Raw genomic sequence first — 24415 nt, forward strand, 5'->3', positions numbered from 1 at the left:
GCTTCGTCAGCCTCTTTGCCTCGTCAGTTTCTCGCTCTAGCATGCATACGGCAGTCTTGAACTGGTTCGGCCTTTCCGCCGTCTGGTTCCTTCCCTTGTTGTGGCGCCTCGCCAAGGCGGCGCTGCCCGGCGGCGTCAGCCTGCGCGGCCCCGGCACCATTCGCCTGTGGCTCGGGTTCGTAAGCGTCCTCATCGCCAGTTGCGCACTCGAAGCAGCGCTCGCCGCGGGCAGCGGCAGCGCTCACGTCCTGGGACGCGGGGTGCTCGCCGGCGTCGGGGACGTGCTCGGGCACATGCTCGGGCCGACGCTTGGCGCCACCGCCGCGCCGCTGACCATGCTCGCACTCTTCGCCGCCGGCCTGCCGTGGCTGCTCGCGTTTCGGTGGCTCGACGCGCTGGCGGCCGCCGATCGCGCGCTGGGCCTCGGCCTCGGCATCTCGCGTCTGCGCGCGAAAGCGGCACGCGGCAACGATGCGCGTGGCCGGCCGGGCGCCATCGCAGCCGGCGTCGCAACGACGAACCCAATGGCGCCCAAATCGACCGGCCGCTACGCGCGCCCGACCGCCTGGCGACCGCCTGCGTCGTCGAGCGCGCCGCGCGGTGCCACGCTTGCCGTCACGCAGCGGGGCGCTGCGGCGCCATACGGGCCGCGGCTCGCGAACGTCGTGCCACGCGCCACGGCCAAACCTGCTTCGACCCGAACCGTCGGCGTGCCCGCACGTGAAACGCAGCCCGTCTCGAAGCAGTCGAACGCGCCGCGCGCGCCCGCGGTATCTCGTACGCCGGATCGCTCGCTGACGGGCTCCCCGACGTCATCGGCCGCGCTTGCCCCTGTGCGGCACAGCGCGACGGCGACGGCCGGCATTCGCCCCGCGACGCCGACGCCTGGGGTCCTCGAGACACTGCGCGCGATCGAAGCGAACGCTGCGCAATGGACGACGCTCGCGGGCGTAAGCCTTGCGCGCAACGGCGTTTCGCCGACCCAAGCATCGATGTCCGCAGAGCAGGAGCAGGCGTTCGCGTCCGACGACGTGTCGATGCAAACGAGCCTCCGTGCCCCCGCCGATCGTACGAGCGAGCAGCCGCCTAAGGCATCGCCGGCGTTCGGCATGCCGCCGATCGAGGCCGTGGACGAGCCGGCAACAAGCCCTGCCGCGACGCCGTCGCATGAAACGCCGGATGCGGCGCAAGCAACCGACGCACCGCCGCACGACGCGCAGAACGTGCATCCGGCGCAGCAAGCGGCCGACGCAGACGCAGACACTACCCCGACGCCGGACGTGTTACCCGCAACGCCGCACTTTCCGCACGAACCTGAGCCGCCATTTCCCGCGCCCCCCCCGCTGCCGTCCGCCGCGACGCCTTCCATTCAGCGTCCCGCACCAGCGGAGCAACATGCCGCCGACACTGAACCACTGCGCGCAACGCACGAAGCGCACAGCGAAACTATCCGCACCAGCGCCGCTGCGGCCAACGAGGCATCGCCGTTCGAGCGCATCGACGAAACACCGACGACGCCCGCAAGCCCACCGCCCGCACAACCTTCACTCCCGAGCGTGCGCGGTTACATCGTCGAGGACTTTGCGTTCCACGCGCCGGTTGCCCCCGCCATCGAGCTGCCGTCGCTCGACTTGCTCGAGCGTGCATCGGCCGACACTGAGCCGATCCCGGCCGAGCAGCTCGCGCTAACGGGTCAGTTGATCGAGCAACGGCTGCAGGAGTTCAAGGTGCCGGTGACCGTGGTCGGCGCGTCGGCCGGCCCTGTCATTACGCGCTTCGAAGTCGAGCCCGCACTCGGCGTACGCGGCAGCCAGATCGTGGGCCTGATGAAGGATCTCTCGCGCGGGCTGGGCCTCACATCGATTCGCGTAGTCGAGACGATCCCGGGCAAGACTTGCATGGGGCTCGAACTGCCGAACGCGAAGCGCCAGATGATCCGCCTCTCCGAAATTCTCGATGCAAGCGCCTATCGCAATTCGGGTTCGCTGCTCACCATCGCGATGGGCAAGGACATCACCGGCCAGCCGATCGTGACCGATCTCGCGAAGGCTCCGCATATGCTGGTGGCCGGCACGACAGGCTCGGGCAAATCAGTTGCCATCAACGCGATGATCCTGTCGTTGCTGTACAAAGCGTCGCCCGAGGACGTGCGCCTCATCATGATCGACCCGAAGATGCTCGAGCTGTCGGTCTATGAGGGCATTGCGCATTTGCTTGCGCCAGTCGTCACCGACATGAAGCTTGCCGCGAACGCGCTCACCTGGTGCGTCGGCGAAATGGAGAAGCGCTACCGGCTGATGTCGGCCGTCGGCGTGCGCAACTTGGCGGGCTTCAATCAAAAAGTGCGCGATGCCGAACGGGCGGGAAAGAAATTGACCAATCCGTTCTCGCTGACGCCCGATGCGCCGGAACCGCTCTCGACGCTGCCGTTCATCGTCGTCGTCATCGATGAACTCGCCGACCTGATGATGGTTGCCGGCAAGAAGATCGAAGAGCTGATCGCACGGCTCGCGCAAAAAGCGCGTGCGGCCGGCATCCATCTGATTCTCGCGACACAGCGCCCCTCCGTCGATGTCATCACGGGCCTGATCAAGGCCAACATTCCGACGCGCGTGGCATTCCAGGTTTCGTCGAAAATCGATTCGCGCACGATTCTCGATCAGATGGGCGCCGAATCGCTGCTCGGTCAGGGCGACATGCTGTTTCTACCGCCGGGCACCGGCTACCCGCAGCGCGTACACGGCGCGTTCGTCGCCGATGAAGAAGTGCATCGCGTGGTCGAGCATCTCAAGCAGTTCGGGGAGCCGCAATACGAGGAAGGCATTCTCGACGGCCCCGCGACAGAAGGCGCCGCACAGGATCTCTTTGGCGACGCGTCCGATGCCGAGGCCGATCCGCTTTACGACGAAGCCGTGGCGTTCGTCGTGCGCACGCGCCGGGCATCGATCTCGTCGGTGCAGCGACAGTTACGCATCGGCTACAACCGCGCCGCGCGTCTCGTCGAGCAAATGGAAGCGGCGGGGCTCGTGTCGTCGATGAGCGTCAACGGTAGCCGCGAAGTGCTTGCGCCGCCCGAGCGCGACGGCTAGCGGCACATTGGCGTCAATGCATCAAAATTCGTAGCGCGTCCAGAAGAATGCGATATCGCCGTGGCCGGAGCCCGGCACGTGCGGGATGAACGTGCCCATCACCGAAGCGTTGCGATACCGCACCGACGCGATGGGCAACGCGATCGGCAGCGGTATGTAGCTGAGCACGTCCTTGCGCGCGGTGAACCCCGCGAACCATCCGCCGCCTACCGACAAGCCGCCCATCACCGGCGACGTAAACCACACGCGCGCATAGCCGGCAATCGGCTCGGGGCGCACGTGCGAATCGAGAAAGACGAACGCGAACAGGATGTCTTCGTTGCCATTTGCATCGGTCCAATGCTTGCCCGCGCCGCCGCCCCACGATTTGGCGTTCAGCGCATGCCGCTGCTCGGCCGAATAGCCGTCGATATGCCACGCATAGCCTGTAAGGTAAAGATCCCAACTGCCGTGCTGCGCCACGCGGTCAACGCGGCGGCATGCATCGCTCAGCACGTCGTCGCCCGGCGTGCAGCTCACGACCGCGCCGGCCGATGCCTGCAGCGGCGTGACGAGCAACCCGAACGCACAGGCGCAGACCCACGCGGCGGTGCGCAGCCGGCGGCCGGCTGGCCCTGTCGTCGTTGCTTCGCTTCGATGCATCTGCATAAAACACGTAAATCGTGCGAGGCGATTGCAAGAAATAACCGGACAAACGACGCGCTGGGGTGAAGCGGTGTGCACACGCGCCGGCCCAACCTCAATCGACGGGAGCTTACGCAGGCCCGGCACGGCCGTTGCGTCAATCAGCATATCGAAACCGCTTGGGTGTCCTGTCCTGTTCCATCCTCTGCCGCCCCGCCCCCCCGTGAGGCGGTAGCTTCGAGCCTGCGTGCTTGCTCTGACGCGCAGGCTCTCTTTGTCTTCAGGCTCAGGCGCGCAAAGACGATCACGACGCCGGCACAAACTTGAAATCGACCGGTGCGCCGATGTCGAGCCGCACCGGGTTCGGGCCAAGCAGGCCGGCATCTGGATGGCGGCTGAAGACATAGGCGGTATCGCTATCCTGATTGCCGACGATCAACCAACGGCCGCTCGGATCGATCGCGAATTCGCGCGGAGTGCGGCCGAGCGTTGACTGGCGGCCCACCAACCTGAGCTTTCCGTCATGGCGATCGACCGAGAAGATGACGATCTCGTTCGCGTCGCCGCGATTCGTCGCATAGACAAAACGTCCGTCCGGCGACAGGTGAATCGCACCGGCACCCTGCTTGCCGGTAAAACCGGGCGCAGCCAGCCGGATAGTCTGCAACGGCGTGAGCTCGCCGTTCGCGTACTGCAGCACCGTCACCGTGGCCGACAACTCGCTCGTCAGATAAGCGCGTTGCCCTTTTGCGTCGAACACGAGGTGACGCGGCCCCGAGCCAGCAGGCATGTTCACGTAGCGGGTGGGCGTGGGGCTCAGCAAGCCGCGGGTGCCATCGGACGTGTAGCGATAGCCATAGAGCTTGTCGATGCCCAGATCCTGCGCGAACAGATAACGGCCGTCCGGCGCAAAAACCGTCGAATGGACGTGCGCGTCGTCCTGCCGGCCCTTGACCGGGCCGCTGCCCTCGTGATGAACGCTCAGCACTGCGGCGCTCAGGCTGCCGCCGTCGCCGACCGGCAGCACGGCAAAGCTGCCGCCGGGGTTGGCGGCCACGGAATAGTTCGCGACGAACAGGTATTTGCCGTCGGGCGACAGGCTCAGATAGCAAGGGTCATTACCTTGCGACGAGACGCGGTTCAACAACGCAAGATGTCCGCTCGCCGGATCGAACGAAAATGCGCTCACCCCGCCGCGCTCGTTGGCAGGCCCGTTATCGCCGGGTAGTTCGTTGACCGCATAAACGGTCCGATTGCCGCTGCCTACCGCGAGATACGACGGATTGACCGTCGGCGCCGACGACAGCAGCGTCGTCCCCCCGGTTTGCGGATCGAAGCGGTACACATAAATGCCGACGCTCTTGCCGTTCGTCGTGTACGTGCCGACGAGCAGATCGTACGATGCGCCGGCGGCGTTCGCCGTTTGCGCCGCAGCGTGCTGCGGCGCCGTCACAGCTGTCACAGCCGTCAAGGCCGCCACAGCCGTCACCAAGGACGCGAAAACAGATAAACGTCGTGTCGCGAAACCTTTGCACGATCGCGCCCCTCTTAGGAGGAGGGCACACGATTCGCTAGGCCGCCAAGTATCATCACAGTTCGGCGCATGGGCGGAAAACGTTACCCGAAAAGGCCAGCCTGGCCGCACGCGCGACCAGCGTTGAACCAACGTATTCGGCATCAAAGTATCTCCGTCGGCATAGCCGTCGCTCGCCGCGAGCGAGCGACACGCGCCGACCAACCGATCCATCCGACGCGAGGCATCGCCATGAACATTTCAGTCAGTCTTGGGCCGCTAGCCGCATTGATCGCCGGCATTCTGATTCTGATCGTGCCGCGACTCTTGAATTACATCGTCGCGCTTTATCTCATCATCATCGGCATTCTTGGGCTGATTGGTCCCGCATCGGAGCATCTGCGGCTTTGAAGCAAGCGGGATGACCGGTATCAGCTAGCAGCGTGCCCAGTGGCGGCGAGTCACGTTGGTCCGCTTCGGATCGAACAGTTCAACCGTTCGCGAGCTGGTCGAGCCGCAGCTTTCCCTGCAACGAGAGGCCGCCGACCGCATAATGGCCGTCGCCGTCGCGATGTTGTGTGAAGCAGGCGCGTTCAATCAGAAACGCCGCTGCGGCGTCCATGCCGTTGCGCGACAGGCCCAGTGCATTGGGATCGAGAGAAAGCAAGGCGCCGTCGCATAGATCGCGGGCGGCGGAGAGAATAGTGATGCAATCGACTTTGGACGGATGCTGCATGGCGTCAATCCTCGTGGTGAAAGAACGTCACAGGCGCACGGCTGGCCGAGAACGCATCGTGCGGTGGTGTTCGCCCCGCTATGGGGGATGCGTCGCACAAATTCCCCGAGATGCGATTGTAGCCAGCCAGACCCGGCGCTGGCAACGACCTACCGCAGAGCAGGCGCTAACTACTGCTGACTACCGTGACTTAACGTCTTCCAGCCGCGAAATCGCATAACGACCACCATGCCCGCTTCCATCGAAGACTACGCACTTGTCGGCGACGGCCACACGGCCGCGCTCATTTCCCGCGACGGCTCCGTCGATTGGCTGTGCTGGCCGCGCTTTGACAGCGGCGCCTGCTTTGCCGCGCTGCTGGGTAATCCGGAGCACGGCGCATGGCAGCTCGGCCCCGTGGGCGGCACCGCCAGCGCCCGACGCCGCTATAGCGAGGGCACGCTGATCCTCGAAACCGACTACGAGAGCGCCGAAGGCGCCGTGACCGTGATCGATTTCATGCCGCCCGGCAACGGTTGGTCCGAACTCGTTCGCATCGTGGTGGGCAAGCGTGGCACGGTCCCGATGCGCATGGCGCTCACGTTACGGTTCGATTACGGCTTTTCCGTGCCATGGGTCACGCAGCTTGCACATGGCAACGGTATCCGCGCCGTGGTTGGCCCGGACATGGTCGTGCTGCGCACCGATGTGCCGTTACACGGTGAAAACATGCATACGGCCGCCGAATTCACGGTCTCCGAGGGCGAGCGTGTGCCGTTCGTGCTCGCCTACTCGTCCTCGCACCAACGGCTGCCGCCGGCCACGGATCCATTCTCCGCGCTCGCCGGCACCCAAACCTATTGGCACGACTGGTCCAGCCGCTGTCAGGTCACCGGCCGCTACGCCGCGCCGATTCGCCGTTCGCTGCTGACGCTCAAGGCGCTCGCCTATGCGCCGACGGGCGGTATCGTCGCCGCGCCGACCACCTCGCTGCCCGAGCTGCTCGGCGGCACTCGAAATTGGGATTACCGCTACTGCTGGCTGCGCGATGCGACGATCACGCTGCTCGCGCTGATGCGCTGCGGATATTACGATGAAGCCCGCGCCTGGCGCGCCTGGCTCGAGCGCGCGCTGGCAGGCGCGCCGTCGCAGGTGCAAATCATGTACGGACTTGCCGGCGAACGGCGCCTACCCGAAATGGAGATCGACTGGCTGCCTGGCTATCAGGGCGCGAAACCGGTGCGGATCGGCAACAACGCGGTCGGCCAATTGCAGCTTGACGTCTATGGCGAAATCATGAACGCGCTGCATCTTGCGCGTATTGGCGGGCTGCATTCGAATGAATCGGTCTGGGCACTGCAATGCGTGATGCTCGAACACCTCGAGACAATCTGGAGCGAGCCTGACGAAGGCATCTGGGAAGTGCGCAGCGGGCGTCGTCACTTCACGTTCTCCAAGGTGATGGCCTGGGTCGCGTTCGACCGCACGGTCTGTTCGGCCGAGAAATGCGGTTTGAGCGGCCCCGTGCAGCGCTGGCGCGAGGTGCGCGACGCGATTCACGCCGATGTCTGCGCTCAGGGTTTCAACGAAAAACTGGGTGCGTTCACGCAGGTTTATGGCAGCGACGATCTCGACGCGAGCTTGCTGTTGATGCCGCTCGTCGGCTTTTTGCCACCGCACGACCCGCGCATCGTCTCGACGGTCTCGGCCATCGAGCGCGACCTGATGCACGACGGGTTGGTGATGCGCTACCGCACTGCCGAGGTCGACGACGGCCTGCCGCCCGGCGAGGGGACCTTCCTCGCATGCAGCTTCTGGCTGGTGGACAACCTCGCGTTACAGGGCCGGCTCGACGAGGCGCACGCGATGTACGAGCGCCTGATCGAGCTCGCGAACGATGTCGGCTTGCTGGCCGAAGAATACGACCCGCGCGCGAAGCGCTTTACCGGCAACTTTCCGCAAGCGTTCTCGCATGTGGCGCTGATTCATACCGGGCTCAATCTGATGCGGCATGAGCAGGAAATGACGCAGGCGACAGGGCATCCGGCCCATTCCGCCGAATCCACCGATTCGACCGGTTCCAGCAATTCGACCGGCGCCTGGGGCAAAAACGGCGACAGCAGCGCATGCTAGACGCGCGCGGCCTCGAAAATACCTGCGTTTTGCGGTCGGCAAGGCCGCCTATCGGCGCGCCGCGGCGGCGCTGCATTCGGGAAAACCCCGCGCGGGTCGCGAATTTGCTGCATTGCAACTAGCCATGTTTGTCCTATATCATCGATCAGTCCACACTGGCACGAAGCCTTTGTTTCCAGCACGGCATGCCGCGACGCCGAGCGCCGCTTATTACCGCTCAGTTTTCCCACGCGGGAGTCCTCATCATGCTTTACCAGTTTTACGAATTTCAGCGCGCGCTTTTGAATCCGTTGACGGCGTGGGCCGAGGCTACGTCCCGCTCGTTCGCGAACCCGGCGAGCCCGCTTGCCTATGTCCCCGGTGCCACGCGCCTTTCGGCTGCCTACGAGCTGCTTTACCGGCTCGGCAAAGACTACGAAAAACCCGAGTTCAACCTTCATCAGATTGTCAAAGACGGCCGTAACATCCCGATCGTCGAGCAGACCATCATCGAAAAGCCGTTTTGCCGCCTGTTGCGCTTCAAACGGTTTGCCGACGACAGCGAAGCCGTGGCGCAACTGAAAGACGAACCGGTCGTGTTGGTGTGCGCACCGCTTTCCGGGCATCACTCGACGCTGCTGCGCGATACCGTTCGAACGCTGTTGCAAGATCACAAGGTCTACATCACCGATTGGATCGATGCGCGCATGGTGCCCGTCGAGAACGGGCCATTCCATCTCGACGATTACGTCGCCTACATCCAGGAATTCATTCGCCACATCGGCGCGAAAAATCTTCACGTGCTGTCTGTCTGCCAGCCGACCGTGCCAGTGCTTGCCGCCATTTCGCTGATGGCGAGCCGCGGCGAAGATACCCCGCCCACGATGACGATGATGGGTGGGCCGATCGACGCGCGTTGCAGCCCGACCTCGGTCAATTCGCTTGCGATGCAGCATTCGTATCAGTGGTTCGAGAACAACGTGATCCACGTCGTACCGCAGAATTATCCCGGCGTGGGCCGCCATGTTTATCCGGGCTTTTTGCAGCATTCGGGGTTCGTCGCGATGAATCCGGAGCGGCACGCCGCGTCGCATTGGGACTTCTATCAAAGTCTGATGCGCGGGGACGAAGAGGACGCCGAAGCGCATCGCCGCTTTTACGACGAGTACAACGCGGTACTCGATATGGCCGCCGAGTATTATCTCGACACGATCCGCATCGTATTCCAGGAGTTTCGGCTCGCCGAAGGCACATGGGAAATCGACGGAGAACTCGTGCGCCCGCAGGACATCAAGCACACCGCGCTTTTTACGATCGAAGGCGAGCTCGACGATATTTCGGGATGCGGTCAAACGCGTGCCGCACATCAGCTTTGCTCTGGCATTCCGGAAAGCAGCAAGCGCCATTTCACCGCCGAAAAATGCGGCCACTACGGCATTTTCTCGGGGCGGCGCTGGCGCACGATCATCTATCCGCAATTGCGCGATTTCATCCTCGAGCACAACAACGAATCGAAAACCAAGGTCGAGCCGGTCGAGGCTTGAACCAAGCCGGCTTCAATCAACTCGTCGTGCGCTCGCTCAACGCCGCATCAGATACGCCAATAGCAATTCGGTGTTCATGCGCACGATTTCACTACGCTCTTCCGGTGCGTTGAAGTCGCGGCCGAGCGTGGCTTGCAGCGTGAAACGGTTCGATACGACGTAGTACCCCAAGCCGGAAAGCGTTACGTAAAAACGTAGTGGATCGACATTCGCGCGAAAAAGACCCGCGCGTTCACCGCGCTCGAGAATCGATGACAACGTCGTCACCATCGGCGAAATCAATTCGCGAATCTGCGTCGATTTCTGGATGTAGCGTGCTTCGTGCAGATTTTCGTTATTGATGAGCCGCAGTAGATCGGGATGATCGCGGTAGTAATCCCAAACGAAATGCGCGAGTCGCGTCATTGCCTCTACAGGCGCCATACCGGAGAGATCGAGCGCTTTTTCCGCATCAATCAGTGCACTGAGCGCGTGTTCGAGGACCGCCGTGAAAAGCTGCTCTTTACTGCCGAAATAGTAGTAGAGCATGCGCTCGTTGGTCTCGGCGCGCCGGGCGATTTGATCGACTCGCGCGCCGAACAAGCCCCCATTTGCGAATTCCTCGGCCGCGGCCAGTAAAATACGGCGCCGAGTGCCCTCTGGGTCTCTTTTGATTTTCAGCTGATTCATGGTGGCCTTTTGCTCTGTGAGCGGCCCCGCGTTTTTGTGAGCCGCGTTGTCCGCGTCACGCTGCCAGCCCTCCTTCGAACCCTGTGCCGGCGGCATGGGACCCACGCGCCTTGTTCGTGGGAGACACCCCTACTTTTTAAGTGGTCGTGCGAAAAGCGCTTCGATTATGGCACATGGCTTGCCAATGGCAACCCGTGAAATCGGCGATAATGACAGCTTTCCCAGCGTCCCCACTACGCTTGCCGGCGTTTTACGGCTCGCCGCTTTTCAAGCCCGTTTTTCAGGGCCCGCCGCGTTCAGATGTCGCCCAACGTGACCGATAGAAATACCCTCGCGGATCGCATCGAAGATCTGCTGCCGCAAACTCAGTGCACCAAGTGCGGCTATGCGGGCTGCCGCCCGTATGCCGAAGCCGTTGCCAGCGGTGAGGCCGGCTACAACCAATGCCCGCCCGGCGGCGCCGAAGGCGTCGCGCGCATCGCCTCGCTCATCGGCAAGCCCGTCGTCCCGCTCAACGCGGCCAACGGGGTCGAACGCGCGCGCCCCGTCGCCATCATCGACGAAACGCTCTGTATCGGCTGCACGCTGTGCATCCAGGCATGCCCGGTCGATGCGATCGTCGGCGCGCCGAAGTTGATGCACACGGTCGTGTCGAAGCTGTGCACGGGCTGCGATCTGTGCGTCGCGCCCTGTCCGGTTGACTGCATCGACATGGTGCCCGTCACGGGCGCCGCCACCGGCTGGCAAGCATGGAGCGAGGAGCAGGCACAAGATGCCCGGCAGCGCTTTACGCAGCGCGCGGCGCGGCTCGCGCACGAGCGTGACGCAGCGCTTGCGCGCGCAGCCGCGCGGCGCTCCGCTGCGGCGCCCGCGGCATTGGATGCATCGGCTGGACCCGCCGCGTTCGAGGGGCAAAGCGCGGCCGCGCCGTCCGATGCGAACGGCGCGGACAGCGCCGCCGCGAAAAAACGCGCCATTATCGCCGCCGCGCTCGAGCGGGCGCGCCAGAAGAAGGCGGCGCTCGCATCGGAGGGCGTCGTGCCGCAGAACGTCAGCGACGTCAGCCCGGCCGTGCAAGCGCAAATCGACGCCGCCCAGGCCCGGCGGCGGCGCCTTGCCGATGCCGGCGCGGCTACTGCGCCGACATCGGACGACAACGCAGCTAACACCCCGCCCTCGCCTTCGCCTTCGCCTTCGCCTTCGCCGATAAAACCCGAGAACCCGCCGTCACGTTAAAAGAGCCGCATGAACGCCACCAAACGTCGCGCCATTTTCGAAGCGCTGCAAAGCCTCAACCCGCATCCCACGACGGAGCTCGAATACACCACGCCGTTCGAGCTGCTGATCGCGGTCATGTTCTCGGCGCAGGCCACTGACGTCGGCGTCAACAAGGCGACGCGCAAACTGTTCCCGGTCGCCAATACGCCGCAGGCGTTCCTCGATCTCGGCGAAGCCCGACTGGCCGAATACATCAAGACGATTGGCCTTTATCGGACCAAGGCGAAAAATGCGATTGCCACGTGTCGATTGCTGCTCGAGCAGCATGGCGGCGCGGTCCCTGCCGAGCGCGCGGCGCTCGAAGCGTTGCCGGGCGTCGGTCGCAAAACGGCCAACGTCGTGCTCAATACCGCATTCGGTCAACCGACGATTGCCGTCGACACGCATATTTTCCGCGTGGCGAATCGCACGGGGCTCGCGCCAGGCAAGGACGTGCGCGCGGTCGAAACCGCGCTCGAGAAGTTCACGCCGCCCGAGTTTCGGCACGACGCGCATCACTGGCTGATCCTCCACGGCCGCTACGTCTGCAAAGCGCGCCGGCCCGAGTGTTGGCACTGCGTGATCGAACCGCTTTGCGAATACAGGCCGAAAACGCCGCCGCCCGAGCTTTGAACGAAGGCGTCTCTTGCAGGGCTAGGGCTGCTACTGGTTCGCTTCGAGCGGCACAGCGTCGCCTTGGGCGCCGCCGCCTGCGCTGACGAGCCAGAGCACCGCGCCGAGCACCGAGGCACCGCCCACCCATTGAAGCGCGCTCAGCGATTCACCGAGCAGCAGCGACGCGAGCGCAACCGTAACGACGGGCTCGAGCGTCGAAAGCATCGACGTCCGCGCGGCGCCCAGCCGCACGAGGCCCGCGAAGAACGCAAGCATGGCGGTGACGGTGGAAACAAGCGCGATGGCGATAACAGCGGCCCAGCCGGCGGGCGTCGCCGGCCAATGCGGCGGCGCACCGGTTGCCGTACGTGCAAGCGACAGTACGACGAACACGGCAGCGGCCGCGAGACACACGACGGCGGTCGTCGCGAGCGGGTCCACGCCGCGCGTCACGCGTGCGCCGACGACGATATAGATCGAATAGATCACCGCCGCGGCAAGGCCGAGCGCGATTCCGAGCGGCTCACCATGCCCGCCGCCCACCATCAACGCCGAGCCTGCCAGGCAGAGCACGAGCGCCGCGCACTTCATCGGCGTGAGCCGCTCGCGAAGCCACCAGGCCGCCAAGACGGTGACGAATGCGGGATAGAGGTACAGCAGCAGGGCCACCAGGCTCGCCTGCGCGTGCTGCAAAGCAATGAAGTAGCAAAGCGATTGCCCGACATACCCGATCGCGCCCATGGCGGCGATCCAGGCGAGCGTGCGGCCTTGCGGCCAGACCACGCCGCGGCGGCGCGCCACCCAGGCAAGCACACTACCGCTGACGACAAAGCGCAAGGCGAGCAGACCGAGCACATCGGTGCCGCCCGCATAGGCATAGCGGCCGAAGATAGCCATCGCGCCGAACGCGCTCGCGGAAAGGGCGGCGAGCGCCGCGCCATAAAGCGTATCAGTGCGGGAAGATAGCGTTGCTGGGGTCATCGGCCTGGCGCTTCTCGCGCGGGTGCGTCGTGCGGAAAAATACACGCAAAAATGTGAACCGCGCGATTTTAGCGGGAACGCTGTCGCGGCGTAAAATGTCGGCTTCATGCAGCGAGTCTCTCCTCACCACACGATGTTCAATCCGAGCCGCGACGAAGTCCGACGTTTTTTCACCGCCACCTGGCGCAAGCAGCGCGCGGGCGAAATCTTGACGCCGCTCGAGGCAATCGCGGCGGACTGGATCATCGAACATCCGGAGTACCACGACGAGCTTGCCGACGAGACAGCCGCGAGCTCAGCCGACTATTCGCCCGAAGGCGGGCGGACCAACCCATTCCTGCATCTGTCGATGCATCTCGCGATCAGCGAGCAGTTGTCTATCGATCAGCCACCGGGCATCCGGGCCGCGCACGAACGGCTCGCCGCGCGCCTGCACTCGACGCACGACGCACAGCACGCGATTATGGAATGCCTCGGCGAGACGATTTGGGAGGCGCAGCGCAATAACACGCCTCCCGATACTGACGCCTATCTCGCCCGCATCGAACGGCGGGCATCGCGCGATTGACGGCCGATGCCGGCCAGCCAACCGGCCAGCCAACCGGCCAGCCAACCGGCCAGCAGGGTGTTTGTAACTGATTGATCCGAGCGACCTCGGTCCGATCGGTGCGGCTGGTTACTTCTTCTGTACGAGATCGCCGTCGAGCGATTCGACGTACGCAGCGATATCCTTCATATCGCTTTGCGAGAGGTTTTGCACCTGCGCTTGCATGATTGGGTTGTTGCGGCCGAGTTGGGGATTGCCATTGCCCATCTGGTATTGCCGCAGCGCCCAATAGACGTAAGTCGCATGCTGGCCGGCGAGCTTCGGATATTCCGGCGAAACCGGCTTATTCAGGTTCGGGCCATGACATGCCGCGCAGTTGTGGCTGCCGACGAGCGTCTTGCCGTTAGCCGCGTCGGCCGCTGCGGCCGGGTTCGACATCACCAGCGCGCCGAAAGCGAGCGCTGCCCCCGCAGCCTTGACGATCGTCCGAAGTGCCTGATCGCGCTTGTTCATGAATTCTCCTATCCCGCGAAATGAGAGTGCCTGAGAGAGCTGAAAGCAACCGCGCAACGACCCGGTCACTTGTCGGGATTGTTCGGTGTGGACGCCGTTTGAGCCGCGTAATAGGTCGCGATATCCGCAATGTCCTGATCGGTGAGCGTCACGGCAATCGCATGCATCGTGGCGAAGTGGCGGTCGCCCTTCTTGTATCCCTTCAACGCATTCTCGATATACGCCGCATTTTGACCGCCGAGCTTCGGCACGTGGTAGACCTCGGGGTAAGCCGTGCGGTAATCGGGGATGCCATGGCAGCCGATACACATTGCGACCTTGCCCTGCGCCGCCTTCGGATTGCCGACGACATCGGCCGCCTGGGCGTTCAACGCGAACCCAGCAAGGGCCGCGAGCGCTACGGTCACGACATGTTTGCCGACGAAAGAGTTCATAGCTTGTAACCTGGCTGAGGGGAAACGAACGCCTACGCAACTGCCGCAGGGCGACGGCACGAGTCATTTCATCAACCGCGCCGCTCTTCATTATCGAGGTAGCCAAAGAGGCCAAAAAAACGCGGCAATTGTACCGCGACGCCAAGCCGCGGTCCACATCGGCACAGACCCGATGGGCGCCGCCGAAAACAGGGTACCCGACACACGTCCGACACCCGTGCGACACCATGCCGCAGGCGCCCGGGCCTTCTGACTTATACTGGGTTTTTTCCGAGAGGGCGGTGTCACCATGCGTTTCGAAGGTTCGTCGCAGTACGTCGCAACAGACGATCTGAAGCTCGCCGTCAACGCCGCCATGACGCTCAAGCGGCCGCTGCTGATCAAGGGCGAGCCCGGCACGGGCAAGACGATGCTGGCCGAAGAGGTGGCTGCGGCACTGGGCATGCCGCTCTTTCAGTGGCACATCAAATCGACGACGAAGGCACAGCAAGGGCTCTACGAGTACGACGCTGTCTCGCGCCTGCGCGATTCCCAGCTCGGCGACGCCCGCGTGCAGAATATCGCCAACTACATCGTGAAGGGTGTGCTGTGGCAAGCGTTCGAATGTGACGAGCCGGCGGTGCTGCTCATCGACGAAATCGACAAAGCCGACATCGAATTCCCGAACGACCTGCTGCGCGAACTTGACCGCATGGAGTTCCATGTCTACGAGACGCGCGAAATCATACGCGCTCGGCATCGCCCGCTGGTCGTGATCACGTCGAACAACGAGAAGGAGTTGCCCGATGCGTTCTTGCGGCGCTGCTTCTTTCACTACATCAAGTTTCCAGACCCGGCGACGATGCAGCAGATCGTCGACGTGCACTACCCGGACATTCATGCCGAGCTGCTGAGCGCGGCCCTCGCAAGTTTTTTCGAGTTGCGCAGCGTCGCGGGGCTGAAAAAGAAACCGTCGACCTCGGAATTGCTCGACTGGCTCAAGCTTTTGCTCGCCGAAGCGATCCCTCCCGAAGCACTGCGCTCGCTCGAAGGCAAGCAGGTCGTGCCGCCGCTCGCCGGCGCGCTGCTGAAAAACGAGCAGGACCTGAGCCTGTTGGAGCGGCTCGTCTATATGAACCGCCACAATCGATGAGCGACGGAGCCCGGCATGCTCATCAACTTCTTTTATACGTTGCGCGCGGCCAGCCTACCCGTATCGGTGAACGAATATTTGACGCTGCTCGAAGCGTTGCGCGAGCGCGTGATCGCGCCGTCACTCGACGAGTTCTACTATCTCGCACGGCTCACGCTGATTAAAGACGAGCGTTATTTCGACAAATTCGACCAAGCCTTCGGCGCCTACTTTCGCGGCGTCGAAGCGGTGACCGACGCAGCCCTGGCAGTGCCGTCCGAATGGCTTCGCAAGCGCATCGAACGCGAATTCACGCCAGAGGAGAAAGCAGCCGTCGAAGCGCTAGGCGGGCTCGACAAGCTGATGGAGCGCCTCAAGCAGCGCTTCGACGAACAAGAGGGGCGCCACGAAGGCGGCAACAAGTGGATCGGCACAGGCGGCACCTCGCCGTTCGGCAACGGCGGCTACCATCCGGAAGGCATACGCATCGGTGGGGAATCCGCCGGTAACCGAACGGCCGTCAAGGTATGGGAAGCGCGCGGCTATCGCGATTACGATGACCAGGTCGAGATCGGTACGCGCAACATCAAGGTCGCGCTGCGGCGGTTGCGGCGCTTTGCGCGCGAAGGCGCCGCCGAGGAACTCGACCTGCCCGGCACGATCCACAGCACGGCGGCCAACGCGGGCTGGCTCGATCTCAAGATGGTGCCCGAGCGGCACAACACGGTGAAGGTGCTGATGCTGCTCGACGTCGGCGGCTCGATGGACGACCACATCTTGCGCACCGAAGAACTCTTTTCCGCGGCCAAGGCGGAGTTCAAGCACCTCGAGTTCTACTACTTCCACAACTGCGTCTACGACTCCCTTTGGAAGAATAATCGCCGCCGCCATGTGGAACGCGTGCCGGCGTGGGACGTGCTGCACAAGTTCACGCCCGACTACAAGCTCATCTTCGTCGGCGACGCCACGATGAGCCCCTATGAAGTGCTGCAACCGGGCGGCTCGGTCGAATACGACAACCCTGAAGCAGGCGCCGTATGGTTGCGCCGCTTCGCCGATCAATTCCCGCATCATGCCTGGCTCAACCCCGAGCCGCAGGGCTTATGGGAATATCGCCAATCGGTATCGATCATTCGTCAACTGCTCGGCGAACGAATGTATCCGCTCACGCCAGCTGGCCTCGAGTCGGCCATGCGCGAGTTGAGCAAATAACGCCGGGCCGCTAGCCGCTGGCTCCCTTTTACGTTCTCACGTCCCCCGTTGTGTAGATGAACATGCCGCCCACCCCCGAGCTTGCCTGCCGGCCGATCGCTGGCCGCCGTTTCCTGCGCCCCTTCACCGATACCTCGCTGCATGCGGTCGTGGCAGGGTTCGTCGCGATGATGACGGGTTACGCGAGTTCGCTCGTGCTGGTCTTCCAGGCCGGGCGCGCCGCGCATCTGTCCGAGGCGCAAATTTCCTCGTGGATTTGGGCATTGTCGATTGGCATGGCGCTCTCGACGATCTTCCTCTCGCTGCGCTATCGCGCGCCCGTGGTCATCGCGTACTCGACGCCCGGCGCCGCGCTGCTGATCGCCTCGTTGCCGCATGTTGCCTACGGCGAGGCGATCGGCGCATTCATCGTATCGGCGGCACTTGTCACCGTCGTCGGCTTGACCGGCTGGTTCGATGCATTGATGAAACGCGTGCCTGCCAGCATCGCCGCGGCGTTGTTGGCGGGCATCTTGTTCGAGATCGGTATCGAGATTTTTCATGCGGCGCAGTATCAGCCCGCGCTCGTCGTGACGATGTTCTTCGTCTATCTCGCGATGAAGCGTGCCGCGCCGCGCTATACCATCCCGACGACGCTCGCGGCCGGCACCGCGCTGGCAGGCGCATTGGGCCTGATCGATTTCGGTCACTTCCATGTTGCGCTGGCCCAGCCGGTGTTCACGATGCCGCAGTTTTCATTCGCGGCTGCCGTGAGCATCGGCGTGCCCCTTTTTGTCGTGGCGATGGCCTCGCAAAACATGCCCGGGCTGGCGGTGCTACGCGCCGACGGCTACGACACACCATCAGCACCGCTCGTGGCCACCACCGGCATCGCGTCGCTCGTGCTCGCGCCATTCGGCGCCCACGGCGTCACGCTTGCGGCCATCACCGCGGCAATCTGCACCGGCCCCGAAGCGCACGAAGACCGCACGAAACGCTATACCGCCGCGCTCTGGTGCGGGCTCTTTTACCTGATGGCGGGCATCTTTGGCGCCACGATCGCCGCGCTTTTTGCCGCGCTGCCCAAGGCGCTCATCGTGTCGGTCGCCGCGCTCGCGCTGTTCGGCTCGATCATGGGCGGGCTCACGAACGCGATGAGCCACGCGCGTTATCGCGAGGCGGCGCTCGTCACGTTCATGGTGACGGCGTCGGGGCTGACACTGCTGTCGATCGGATCGGCTTTTTGGGGCCTTGTTGCCGGCCTCGTCACGCAGGTCATGCTTAATACGCGGCGCGCATGAACGGAAGCGCCCAGACGAAACAGCCTGTGCGCCGGCTGCCGCTAAAATAGTCGATATATCCTCGTTGTCGCCGGTCGCGGCGCAGCACTATCTGCCCGTCGACCCTTTTTCCCTTCTTCCCGCGCAGGCTGCAAGCCCGCCCTTTAGCCATGACAAATGCTCTTGACCAACTGAAGCAATACACGACCGTTGTTGCGGACACGGGCGACTTCCAGCAGCTCGCCCAGTACAAACCGCGCGACGCCACCACGAACCCCTCGCTGATCTTGAAGGCGGTGCAAAAAGACGCCTACAAGCCGTTGCTCGAGAAAACGGTGCGCGATCATGCGGGCAAGCCGGCCGGCGCGATCATCGACCATTTATTGATCGCGTTCGGCCGCGAGATTCTCAACATCATTCCGGGGCGCGTGTCCACGGAGGTCGACGCGCGGCTTTCATTCGATGCGAAACGCTCGATCGACAAGGGCCACGAACTGATCAAGCTCTACGAGGCGGCCGGCATTGGCCGCGAGCGCGTGCTGATCAAGCTCGCCTCCACCTGGGAAGGTATGCGTGCGGCCGAAGTGCTGCAAAAAGAGGGCGTCAACTGCAACATGACCCTGCTTTTTGCGCCGGTGCAAGCCGCCGCGTGCGCCGAGGCCGGTGCAAAATTGATCTCGCCGTTCGTCGGCCGCATTTACGACTGGCACAAAAAGCAGGCCGGCAGCAACTGGGACGAAGCAGCGATGGGCGGCGCGAACGATCCGGGCGTGCAATCGGTGCGTCACATCTATGCTTACTACAAGAAGTTCGGTTATCGCACCGAGGTGATGGGCGCGAGCTTTCGCACGCCAAGCCAGATCCTGGAACTCGCGGGCTGCGATCTGCTGACGATCAGCCCTGAGTTGCTGCAAAAACTGCATGACAGCAATGAGACCGTCGAACGCAAACTATCGGACGACATCGCCGCGAATGCGCAGATCGAACGCATCGCGATCGACGAATCGTCGTTTCGCTTTCAGCTCAACGATGACGCGATGGCTACCGAGAAGCTCGCCGAAGGCATCCGAGCATTCGCGGCCGATGCGATCAAGCTGGAGAAGCTCATCGAGTCGTTGCGCTGATACAGTGCACCGGCCCCCGGATGTACGGGGCCGATCATGGAAGCCAACCCTTGCGGATATAAGGAGAAATGATATGAACGCCTCCCACCCGTGAGAGGTGGAAGCGAAGAAGGAGGGTGGACCCTCACGGGCCGACGGCATCGAAGTGCCCAAGGTGGAAGATCATCAAGGTCTTCACAGGCAAACCGGAGGGTCCGAAATGAAGCTTACGACAGTTGGTGTGGACATTGCAAAGAACGTGATCCAGCTCCATTACATCGACGCTGAGACAGGCGAGATTGTGAACAAACCGATAAAGCGGGCGGCGTTTCTCGAGCATTTTGCGAACCTGCCGCCGTGCCTGGTCGGGATGGAGGCGTGTGGCGGTTCGCAGCACTGGGCCCGCAAGCTCACGGCGATGGGCCACCAGGTGAAGCTGATGCCGGCGAAGTTCGTCAAGGCGTTCGTGATGGGTAACAAGAATGATGCGGCTGATGCGCGAGCGATCTGGATGGCCGCGCAGCAACCGGGCAAGTCAGTTGCGGTGAAGACCGAGACGCAGCAGGCAGTGCTGGGGCTGCACCGGATGCGCGAACAGCTGGTGAAGTTTCGCACGATGCAGATCAACAGTCTGCGCGGCCTGCTGACCGAATACGGTGAAGTGATGGGCAAGGGTCGAGCTGCGCTGGACAAGGCGATACCAGATGTATTGGCGCGACTGGTGGACCGTCTGCCGACGATTCTGATCGACACGCTGCGCGAGCAATGGAACGGCTTGACGGATCTGGACCGGCAGATTGCCGAAATCGAACGGCGCCTGCAGACATGGCTGAAAGAGGACAAGGCGTGCAAGGCAATCGTTGCGATACCGGGTGTCGGTCTGCTGACGGCGACTGCGGCGATCGCGACGATGGGGGACGCGAAGACGTTCAGATCCGGGCGTGAGTTCGCAGCCTGGATTGGGCTGGTCCCGAGGCAAACGGGGTCGGGCGGCAAGGTTCAGTTGCTGGGCATCAGCAAGCGAGGCGATACATATCTGCGCAAGCTGCTGATCCACGGTGCGCGCAGCGTGCTCTTCCACTCGAAGGAGCCGGGGCCGTGGCTTGAGCAGATCAGGACACGCAGGCCGATGAATGTAGTGGTCGTGGCGCAGGCCAACAAGATGGCCCGCACGATCTGGGCAATCCTGGCACATGACCGGCCATATGAAAAAGGTTACGTGAGCGTGAAGCCGATTTGAATGGCGAACGACGCGCAGAAAGATCAACTTTTACAGGATGACACGTCGAAAGGTTGCGCTGGCAATCGTATGTAATGACAAGACAGGTCGGACCGGGACTCGCTAAACCTGAATCATCGCTCGAGCTTCAAGCTCGCCGGAGAAATGAGGTGCGGGTCAGCGGATTTCATGGTGGGCCGCAGCGCATCGGGCTGCAACAAGCCCGGATATAAAGCTGCAACCCATCCTGTCGTAGTCGCAACACACGAAAAACCTTCGCAAACGGGAGGCGTTCATATAACGATGATGGAAGTTCGGCCTTATCTTTTCTTTTACGGCAACTGCGAGCAAGCGCTCGATTTCTACACGGACAAGCTCGGCGCCGAAGTGTCCGTCAAACTGCGCTATAAGGATGCACCCGGCGATCAAACCCAAGGCGAACAAGGCGAGCGCATCATGCACGCGCTGTTTCGCATCGGCGAAGCGACGCTGATGGCAAGCGACGACAATGCGCCAGCGCCGGCGACGCCGCACTCGGGGTTTCGCATCTCGATCGCACTCGACGAAGCGGACAAAGCCAAAGCGGCTTTCGACGCGCTTGCCGACGGCGGTAGCGTCGCGCTGCCCTGGCAGCCAACCTTCTTTTCGAAAGGCTTTGGCATGGTCACCGACAAGTTCGGCATTCCGTGGATGGTCAGCGTGACCAAAGTCCCGGCGCAATAACGCGGTGACGAGCGGCCAAAGCAGGTCGCTCGTCGTGTGAGCGCTCAGGACTGCGCCGCCAGCGGCGGCCGCCGCTCGATATTCCAATGGCTTTCGGTACGCGCAAGCAGCTCGCGCAATTCGTCGACTTGCTCGGCGAAACGTTGCGCGAGCCATTCGGGCCCATTCGCGGCCACTGCACTGACCACAATAATCGGCACGGCACCAGGCGGCCACGCCCCGTTAGCGGGAAGCCACGCTCGCGTATTCGAACCGAAGCGCAATGCACGCGCCATCGCGAGCAATGTCGTGCGAACGGCATGAACATGCGCATCCGGCTCGGGCGCGCCGACAGCCGCGCGCGCGGGCGATGTCACTCCTTGCTGCCCGGCGAGCGCCGCCGTAGAGATCATCTCGAGCGCACTCAGTATCGAGCGATTCAGGCGCTGAATCGCCTCGAGTTCCTTGAGCGGCACGTCGATTTCCTTGGCAACCGATGGCATCAGCGAACGTAGTTTGACGAGCCGCTGACCAAGCGCCACGAAAGCTGCGAGTTGTGCGCCGGCCTCGCCTGGCGCGCCGGTCGCGATGCGCGTATAGAGCCTCGCGCATTCGCGCAGATTGCGGGCCAACAGATAACGCCACGAGTAAGTGGCATAAAGCGGCAGCGCAAACGAAAACGCCAGCGCAACCACAATGCCGATCAACACATTCAGTGTACGCCACAGGCCGGTATCGATCGTGCTCTCGCCGTGGCCAGCCACGATGCAGATCGTAATGGCCGCCAGCAGCGCGACATACCCAGGGCGCCCGATCGCGAAATAGCCGCACACGCCCGCGGCCAGCGACATCAGCACGTACATCAGCGGCATCGAGCCGATCAGGTGCAATTGGACGAGCAGCAACAAGCCGACCACGGCGCCGAGCACGGTGCCGAGCGCGCGCTCGGCCGCTCGCTTGCGGATGTTGCCGTGATGCTGCAGCCCACCGATGACGACGAGTACCGTCACGGACGCCCAAATCCCATTCGGCACGTTGATGCCCGTCGTCACGAGGATCGAAGCCAGCATCGCCAAGCCGACGCGCATCGCATGCAGCGCGCGCGCATGGCGATATCGGTAATAGGGCGAGGAGATCGCGCGAGCCAACCGCACGGCAAGCACGCGGGGAGGAACAAGGATAGCCATGGCGCGTCATTGTCGGCGAAACAAAACGCGCCGTCGAGGCAATCCGGCAACCTACCGGCCGCCGGTGCCGCATGGACCGCACGTGCCGCATATGCCAGTCAAGCGCACACGCGGCACGCGGCGCTCAGGTTTCGAGCGCGTCGAGGTAGTCCTCGGGGCGGGTCCGGTCTTCGGCCGCAGCGATGCCGACGGCACGCACGCCCACGCTAACGACGACCGCAACGACGATATTCACGACGAGCGACCAAACCGCCGCATAGCCGGGAATTGCCATGCCACCGAAGTGCAGCGTGAAGATCGAGGTCTTGAGGCTGAGCGAAGCGGCCATCCAGGTCCCGATACCGATACCGACGGCCCAGCCCGCGAGCAAGCCGCGGTAATCGAGCTTGCGCGTGTAAAGACCGAACACGATGGCCGGCAGCGTCTGAATGATCCAGATCCCACCCAGCAACTGCAGCTGAATCGCATAGGTCAGCGGCAAGCCGAGAATGAACGCGACGGCCCCGACCTTGACGATCAGCGACACGAGCTTAGCCACGTTCGTCTCCTGCTCGTGCGACATATTGCGATTGACGAACTCGCGATGGATGTTGCGCGTGTAGAGGTTGGCCGCTGCAATCGACATGATCGCCGCCGGCACGAGCGCCCCGATGCCGATCGCAGCAAACGCAACGCCCACGAACCACGACGGGAAAAAGTGCAGGAACAGTGCCGGCACGGCGAAGTTCGGCCCGAACGCCTTGAAGTACGGTGCGAATTCCGGCATGTCCTTCACGCCGGACGCGAGCGCCATGAAGCCGAGCAGCGCGAGCAGGCCGAGCACGAGCGAGTAGGCCGGCAGCATCGCCATGTTGCGGCGGATCGTGTTACCCGAGGATGACGACAGAATCGCCGTGATCGAATGCGGATACAGGAACAGCGCGAGCGCCGAGCCCACCGCAAGCGAAGCGTAAGCACTGTAACCGTTCAAGCTCGCGGCATCGGGCGCCTTGAGCAGCAGCTTGGCCGGTGGCACAGCCGCGAAGATGTGGCTAAAGCCGCCCAGCTGCATCGGAATCACGACGATCGCCACGGCAATCGTGATGTAGATCAGCAGATCCTTCACGATCGCGATCATCGCCGGTGCCCGCAAGCCTGACGTGTAGGTGTAGGCCGCGAGAATCGCAAACGCGATGATGAGCGGCAAGTCGCCGGCGAAGCCCGAGGTATTGAACCCGAGCGCGCCGATCACCACCTCGATGCCGACCAACTGCAACGCGATGTAAGGCATCGTCGCGACGATGCCGGTCACCGCAACGGCGAGCGCGAGCATGCGGCTGCCGTAGCGCGCGCTCACGAAGTCCGCCGAGGTCACGTAGCCGTGGCGCTTGGCGACGGCCCACAGCTTCGGGAACACGACGAACGCGAACGGATAGATCAGAATCGTATAAGGCAGCGCAAAAAAGCCCGTTGCACCCGCGCCAAATACAAGGGCCGGCACCGCCACGAACGTGTAGGCCGTATAGAGGTCGCCACCGAGCAAAAACCAGGTGACGATCGTGCCGAAGCGCCGTCCGCCGAGGCCCCACTCTTCAAGATGGGCGAGATCGCCGCGCCGCCAGCGGGCCGCGAAAAAGCCGAGAATCGTGACGCCGACGAAAAAGAGCACAAAGACGGTGGTTGCGGTGGCGTTCATCGCGCACCTCCATGATCTGCGCTCTGCTTCGATGTGTCCTTGGTCTTGATATAAACGAACGCGGTAATCACCGCGCTTATCAGCACCCAGAAGAGCTGGTACCAATAGAAAAACGGAAAACCCCAGAGCTGCGGGTCGATCTTGTTATACGACGGCACCCAAATCATCGCGATCCAGGGAATAACCAATAGCCAGAGCCAGCGTTTGGCGGCTCGGTTGGCGTCGGCATTGTGAGCCATGACGTCTCCTCTTTTAGACTTTTATCGAACCCGCTACCCGTATCGCCGTATCGCGACCAGACCGCGCTTCGCAGGCGTGCGCGTCCGGGCATCTC

At 63.1% G+C, this 24415-nt stretch carries 23 protein-coding genes; 13 read left to right on the top strand and 10 right to left on the bottom strand.

Annotated elements, in window-relative coordinates:
• Positions 1–41: 41 nt before the first annotated feature.
• On the top strand, positions 42–3089 hold the full coding sequence (locus ACSQ20_RS14660) for a DNA translocase FtsK (RefSeq protein ID WP_436021119.1): 3048 nt from the start codon (positions 42–44) through the stop codon (positions 3087–3089).
• 21 nt (positions 3090–3110) lie between these two features.
• Here the strand turns inward: ACSQ20_RS14660 and ACSQ20_RS14665 are convergent, their stop codons facing one another.
• Positions 3111–3737, bottom strand: a complete 627-nt coding sequence (locus tag ACSQ20_RS14665) for an antimicrobial peptide resistance and lipid A acylation PagP (RefSeq protein WP_436021121.1) — start codon at positions 3735–3737, stop codon at positions 3111–3113.
• A 280-nt stretch (positions 3738–4017) separates the two neighbouring features.
• Positions 4018–5193, bottom strand: a complete 1176-nt coding sequence (locus ACSQ20_RS14670; RefSeq protein WP_436021123.1) for a lactonase family protein — start codon at positions 5191–5193, stop codon at positions 4018–4020.
• A gap of 285 nt (positions 5194–5478) precedes the next feature.
• Here ACSQ20_RS14670 and ACSQ20_RS14675 point away from each other — a divergent pair, with 285 nt between their 5' ends.
• Positions 5479–5637: a DUF3096 domain-containing protein gene (locus ACSQ20_RS14675; protein ID WP_085230062.1), complete on the top strand. Its 159-nt coding sequence runs from the start codon at positions 5479–5481 to the stop codon at positions 5635–5637.
• Positions 5638–5716: 79 nt separating this feature from the next.
• Here the strand turns inward: ACSQ20_RS14675 and ACSQ20_RS14680 are convergent, their stop codons facing one another.
• Positions 5717–5962 (bottom strand): hypothetical protein, encoded by a 246-nt coding sequence (locus ACSQ20_RS14680; RefSeq protein WP_436021126.1) that lies wholly within the window; start codon positions 5960–5962, stop codon positions 5717–5719.
• A 228-nt stretch (positions 5963–6190) separates the two neighbouring features.
• On the opposite strand from ACSQ20_RS14680, the gene ACSQ20_RS14685 reads away from it, so the two are divergent.
• Together ACSQ20_RS14685 and ACSQ20_RS14690 are read left to right on the top strand one after the other, a co-directional pair.
• Complete coding sequence (locus ACSQ20_RS14685) at positions 6191–8074, top strand: glycoside hydrolase family 15 protein (protein ID WP_436021128.1); 1884 nt, start codon at positions 6191–6193, stop codon at positions 8072–8074.
• 245 nt (positions 8075–8319) lie between these two features.
• Entirely contained in the window at positions 8320–9597 is a 1278-nt protein-coding gene (locus tag ACSQ20_RS14690; protein WP_436021130.1) for a polyhydroxyalkanoate depolymerase, read from the top strand.
• Positions 9598–9633: 36 nt separating this feature from the next.
• On the opposite strand, the gene ACSQ20_RS14695 is transcribed toward ACSQ20_RS14690, so the two are convergent.
• The gene (locus tag ACSQ20_RS14695; protein ID WP_436021132.1) at positions 9634–10266 is read right to left on the bottom strand and encodes a TetR/AcrR family transcriptional regulator; all 633 of its coding nucleotides are present in this window, start codon (positions 10264–10266) and stop codon (positions 9634–9636) included.
• A 312-nt stretch (positions 10267–10578) separates the two neighbouring features.
• Between ACSQ20_RS14695 and rsxB the strand changes: the two genes are divergently transcribed.
• Together rsxB and nth are read left to right on the top strand one after the other, a co-directional pair.
• Positions 10579–11502 carry an electron transport complex subunit RsxB gene (rsxB, locus tag ACSQ20_RS14700; RefSeq protein ID WP_436023132.1) on the top strand — a complete coding sequence of 308 codons (924 nt, stop codon included), beginning with the start codon at positions 10579–10581 and terminating at the stop codon, positions 11500–11502.
• 9 nt (positions 11503–11511) lie between these two features.
• Positions 11512–12156, top strand: coding sequence for an endonuclease III (nth, locus tag ACSQ20_RS14705; RefSeq protein ID WP_436021134.1), 645 nt, complete (start codon positions 11512–11514; stop codon positions 12154–12156).
• 30 nt (positions 12157–12186) lie between these two features.
• Here the strand turns inward: nth and ACSQ20_RS14710 are convergent, their stop codons facing one another.
• On the bottom strand, positions 12187–13119 hold the full coding sequence (locus ACSQ20_RS14710; protein ID WP_436021136.1) for a DMT family transporter: 933 nt from the start codon (positions 13117–13119) through the stop codon (positions 12187–12189).
• Positions 13120–13252: 133 nt separating this feature from the next.
• Between ACSQ20_RS14710 and ACSQ20_RS14715 the strand changes: the two genes are divergently transcribed.
• A complete protein-coding gene (locus ACSQ20_RS14715; RefSeq protein WP_436023134.1) occupies positions 13253–13687 on the top strand; it encodes a DUF1841 family protein in 435 nt (144 codons plus the stop codon).
• Between the two features lie 108 nt (positions 13688–13795).
• On the opposite strand, the gene ACSQ20_RS14720 is transcribed toward ACSQ20_RS14715, so the two are convergent.
• Both ACSQ20_RS14720 and ACSQ20_RS14725 read right to left on the bottom strand, forming a co-directional pair.
• The gene (locus ACSQ20_RS14720) at positions 13796–14179 is read right to left on the bottom strand and encodes a c-type cytochrome (RefSeq protein WP_436021138.1); all 384 of its coding nucleotides are present in this window, start codon (positions 14177–14179) and stop codon (positions 13796–13798) included.
• Positions 14180–14244: 65 nt separating this feature from the next.
• Positions 14245–14613, bottom strand: a complete 369-nt coding sequence (locus ACSQ20_RS14725; protein WP_436021140.1) for a c-type cytochrome — start codon at positions 14611–14613, stop codon at positions 14245–14247.
• Positions 14614–14902: 289 nt separating this feature from the next.
• On the opposite strand from ACSQ20_RS14725, the gene ACSQ20_RS14730 reads away from it, so the two are divergent.
• The 6 genes from ACSQ20_RS14730 to ACSQ20_RS14755 all read left to right on the top strand — a co-directional run bounded on the left by ACSQ20_RS14730 (position 14903) and on the right by ACSQ20_RS14755 (position 21240).
• Positions 14903–15745, top strand: a complete 843-nt coding sequence (locus ACSQ20_RS14730) for an AAA family ATPase (protein ID WP_436021142.1) — start codon at positions 14903–14905, stop codon at positions 15743–15745.
• A gap of 15 nt (positions 15746–15760) precedes the next feature.
• Positions 15761–16936: a vWA domain-containing protein gene (locus tag ACSQ20_RS14735; RefSeq protein WP_436021144.1), complete on the top strand. Its 1176-nt coding sequence runs from the start codon at positions 15761–15763 to the stop codon at positions 16934–16936.
• Between the two features lie 62 nt (positions 16937–16998).
• Complete coding sequence (locus tag ACSQ20_RS14740; RefSeq protein WP_436023136.1) at positions 16999–18216, top strand: benzoate/H(+) symporter BenE family transporter; 1218 nt, start codon at positions 16999–17001, stop codon at positions 18214–18216.
• 149 nt (positions 18217–18365) lie between these two features.
• Entirely contained in the window at positions 18366–19319 is a 954-nt protein-coding gene (tal, locus tag ACSQ20_RS14745; RefSeq protein ID WP_436021146.1) for a transaldolase, read from the top strand.
• A 199-nt stretch (positions 19320–19518) separates the two neighbouring features.
• Positions 19519–20538, top strand: coding sequence for an IS110 family transposase (locus tag ACSQ20_RS14750; protein ID WP_436018354.1), 1020 nt, complete (start codon positions 19519–19521; stop codon positions 20536–20538).
• A gap of 282 nt (positions 20539–20820) precedes the next feature.
• The gene (locus ACSQ20_RS14755; RefSeq protein WP_436021148.1) at positions 20821–21240 is read left to right on the top strand and encodes a VOC family protein; all 420 of its coding nucleotides are present in this window, start codon (positions 20821–20823) and stop codon (positions 21238–21240) included.
• 44 nt (positions 21241–21284) lie between these two features.
• Here the strand turns inward: ACSQ20_RS14755 and ACSQ20_RS14760 are convergent, their stop codons facing one another.
• The 3 genes from ACSQ20_RS14760 to ACSQ20_RS14770 form a co-directional block, all read right to left on the bottom strand.
• Complete coding sequence (locus ACSQ20_RS14760; RefSeq protein WP_436021150.1) at positions 21285–22406, bottom strand: FUSC family protein; 1122 nt, start codon at positions 22404–22406, stop codon at positions 21285–21287.
• Between the two features lie 124 nt (positions 22407–22530).
• A complete protein-coding gene (gene mctP, locus ACSQ20_RS14765; protein WP_436021152.1) occupies positions 22531–24081 on the bottom strand; it encodes a monocarboxylate uptake permease MctP in 1551 nt (516 codons plus the stop codon).
• Positions 24078–24320, bottom strand: a complete 243-nt coding sequence (locus tag ACSQ20_RS14770) for a DUF3311 domain-containing protein (RefSeq protein ID WP_436021154.1) — start codon at positions 24318–24320, stop codon at positions 24078–24080. Before ACSQ20_RS14770 ends, mctP begins: the two co-directional genes overlap by 4 nt.
• Positions 24321–24415 lie beyond the last annotated feature (95 nt).

It is taken from the genome of Trinickia sp. LjRoot230 (genome assembly GCF_964253315.1).
GTDB lineage: Bacteria > Pseudomonadota > Gammaproteobacteria > Burkholderiales > Burkholderiaceae > Trinickia.

Coding starts and splice junctions, on each gene's coding strand:
- ACSQ20_RS14660 (WP_436021119.1), top strand. CDS start 42: ATGCATACGGCAGTCTTGAACTGGTTCGGCCTTTCCGCCGTCTGGTTC.
- ACSQ20_RS14665 (WP_436021121.1), bottom strand. CDS start 3,737: ATGCAGATGCATCGAAGCGAAGCAACGACGACAGGGCCAGCCGGCCGC.
- ACSQ20_RS14675 (WP_085230062.1), top strand. CDS start 5,479: ATGAACATTTCAGTCAGTCTTGGGCCGCTAGCCGCATTGATCGCCGGC.
- ACSQ20_RS14680 (WP_436021126.1), bottom strand. CDS start 5,962: ATGCAGCATCCGTCCAAAGTCGATTGCATCACTATTCTCTCCGCCGCC.
- ACSQ20_RS14685 (WP_436021128.1), top strand. CDS start 6,191: ATGCCCGCTTCCATCGAAGACTACGCACTTGTCGGCGACGGCCACACG.
- ACSQ20_RS14690 (WP_436021130.1), top strand. CDS start 8,320: ATGCTTTACCAGTTTTACGAATTTCAGCGCGCGCTTTTGAATCCGTTG.
- ACSQ20_RS14695 (WP_436021132.1), bottom strand. CDS start 10,266: ATGAATCAGCTGAAAATCAAAAGAGACCCAGAGGGCACTCGGCGCCGT.
- nth (WP_436021134.1), top strand. CDS start 11,512: ATGAACGCCACCAAACGTCGCGCCATTTTCGAAGCGCTGCAAAGCCTC.
- ACSQ20_RS14710 (WP_436021136.1), bottom strand. CDS start 13,119: ATGACCCCAGCAACGCTATCTTCCCGCACTGATACGCTTTATGGCGCG.
- ACSQ20_RS14715 (WP_436023134.1), top strand. CDS start 13,253: ATGTTCAATCCGAGCCGCGACGAAGTCCGACGTTTTTTCACCGCCACC.
- ACSQ20_RS14720 (WP_436021138.1), bottom strand. CDS start 14,179: ATGAACAAGCGCGATCAGGCACTTCGGACGATCGTCAAGGCTGCGGGG.
- ACSQ20_RS14725 (WP_436021140.1), bottom strand. CDS start 14,613: ATGAACTCTTTCGTCGGCAAACATGTCGTGACCGTAGCGCTCGCGGCC.
- ACSQ20_RS14730 (WP_436021142.1), top strand. CDS start 14,903: ATGCGTTTCGAAGGTTCGTCGCAGTACGTCGCAACAGACGATCTGAAG.
- ACSQ20_RS14735 (WP_436021144.1), top strand. CDS start 15,761: ATGCTCATCAACTTCTTTTATACGTTGCGCGCGGCCAGCCTACCCGTA.
- ACSQ20_RS14740 (WP_436023136.1), top strand. CDS start 16,999: ATGCCGCCCACCCCCGAGCTTGCCTGCCGGCCGATCGCTGGCCGCCGT.
- tal (WP_436021146.1), top strand. CDS start 18,366: ATGACAAATGCTCTTGACCAACTGAAGCAATACACGACCGTTGTTGCG.
- ACSQ20_RS14750 (WP_436018354.1), top strand. CDS start 19,519: ATGAAGCTTACGACAGTTGGTGTGGACATTGCAAAGAACGTGATCCAG.
- ACSQ20_RS14755 (WP_436021148.1), top strand. CDS start 20,821: ATGATGGAAGTTCGGCCTTATCTTTTCTTTTACGGCAACTGCGAGCAA.
- ACSQ20_RS14760 (WP_436021150.1), bottom strand. CDS start 22,406: ATGGCTATCCTTGTTCCTCCCCGCGTGCTTGCCGTGCGGTTGGCTCGC.
- mctP (WP_436021152.1), bottom strand. CDS start 24,081: ATGAACGCCACCGCAACCACCGTCTTTGTGCTCTTTTTCGTCGGCGTC.
- ACSQ20_RS14770 (WP_436021154.1), bottom strand. CDS start 24,320: ATGGCTCACAATGCCGACGCCAACCGAGCCGCCAAACGCTGGCTCTGG.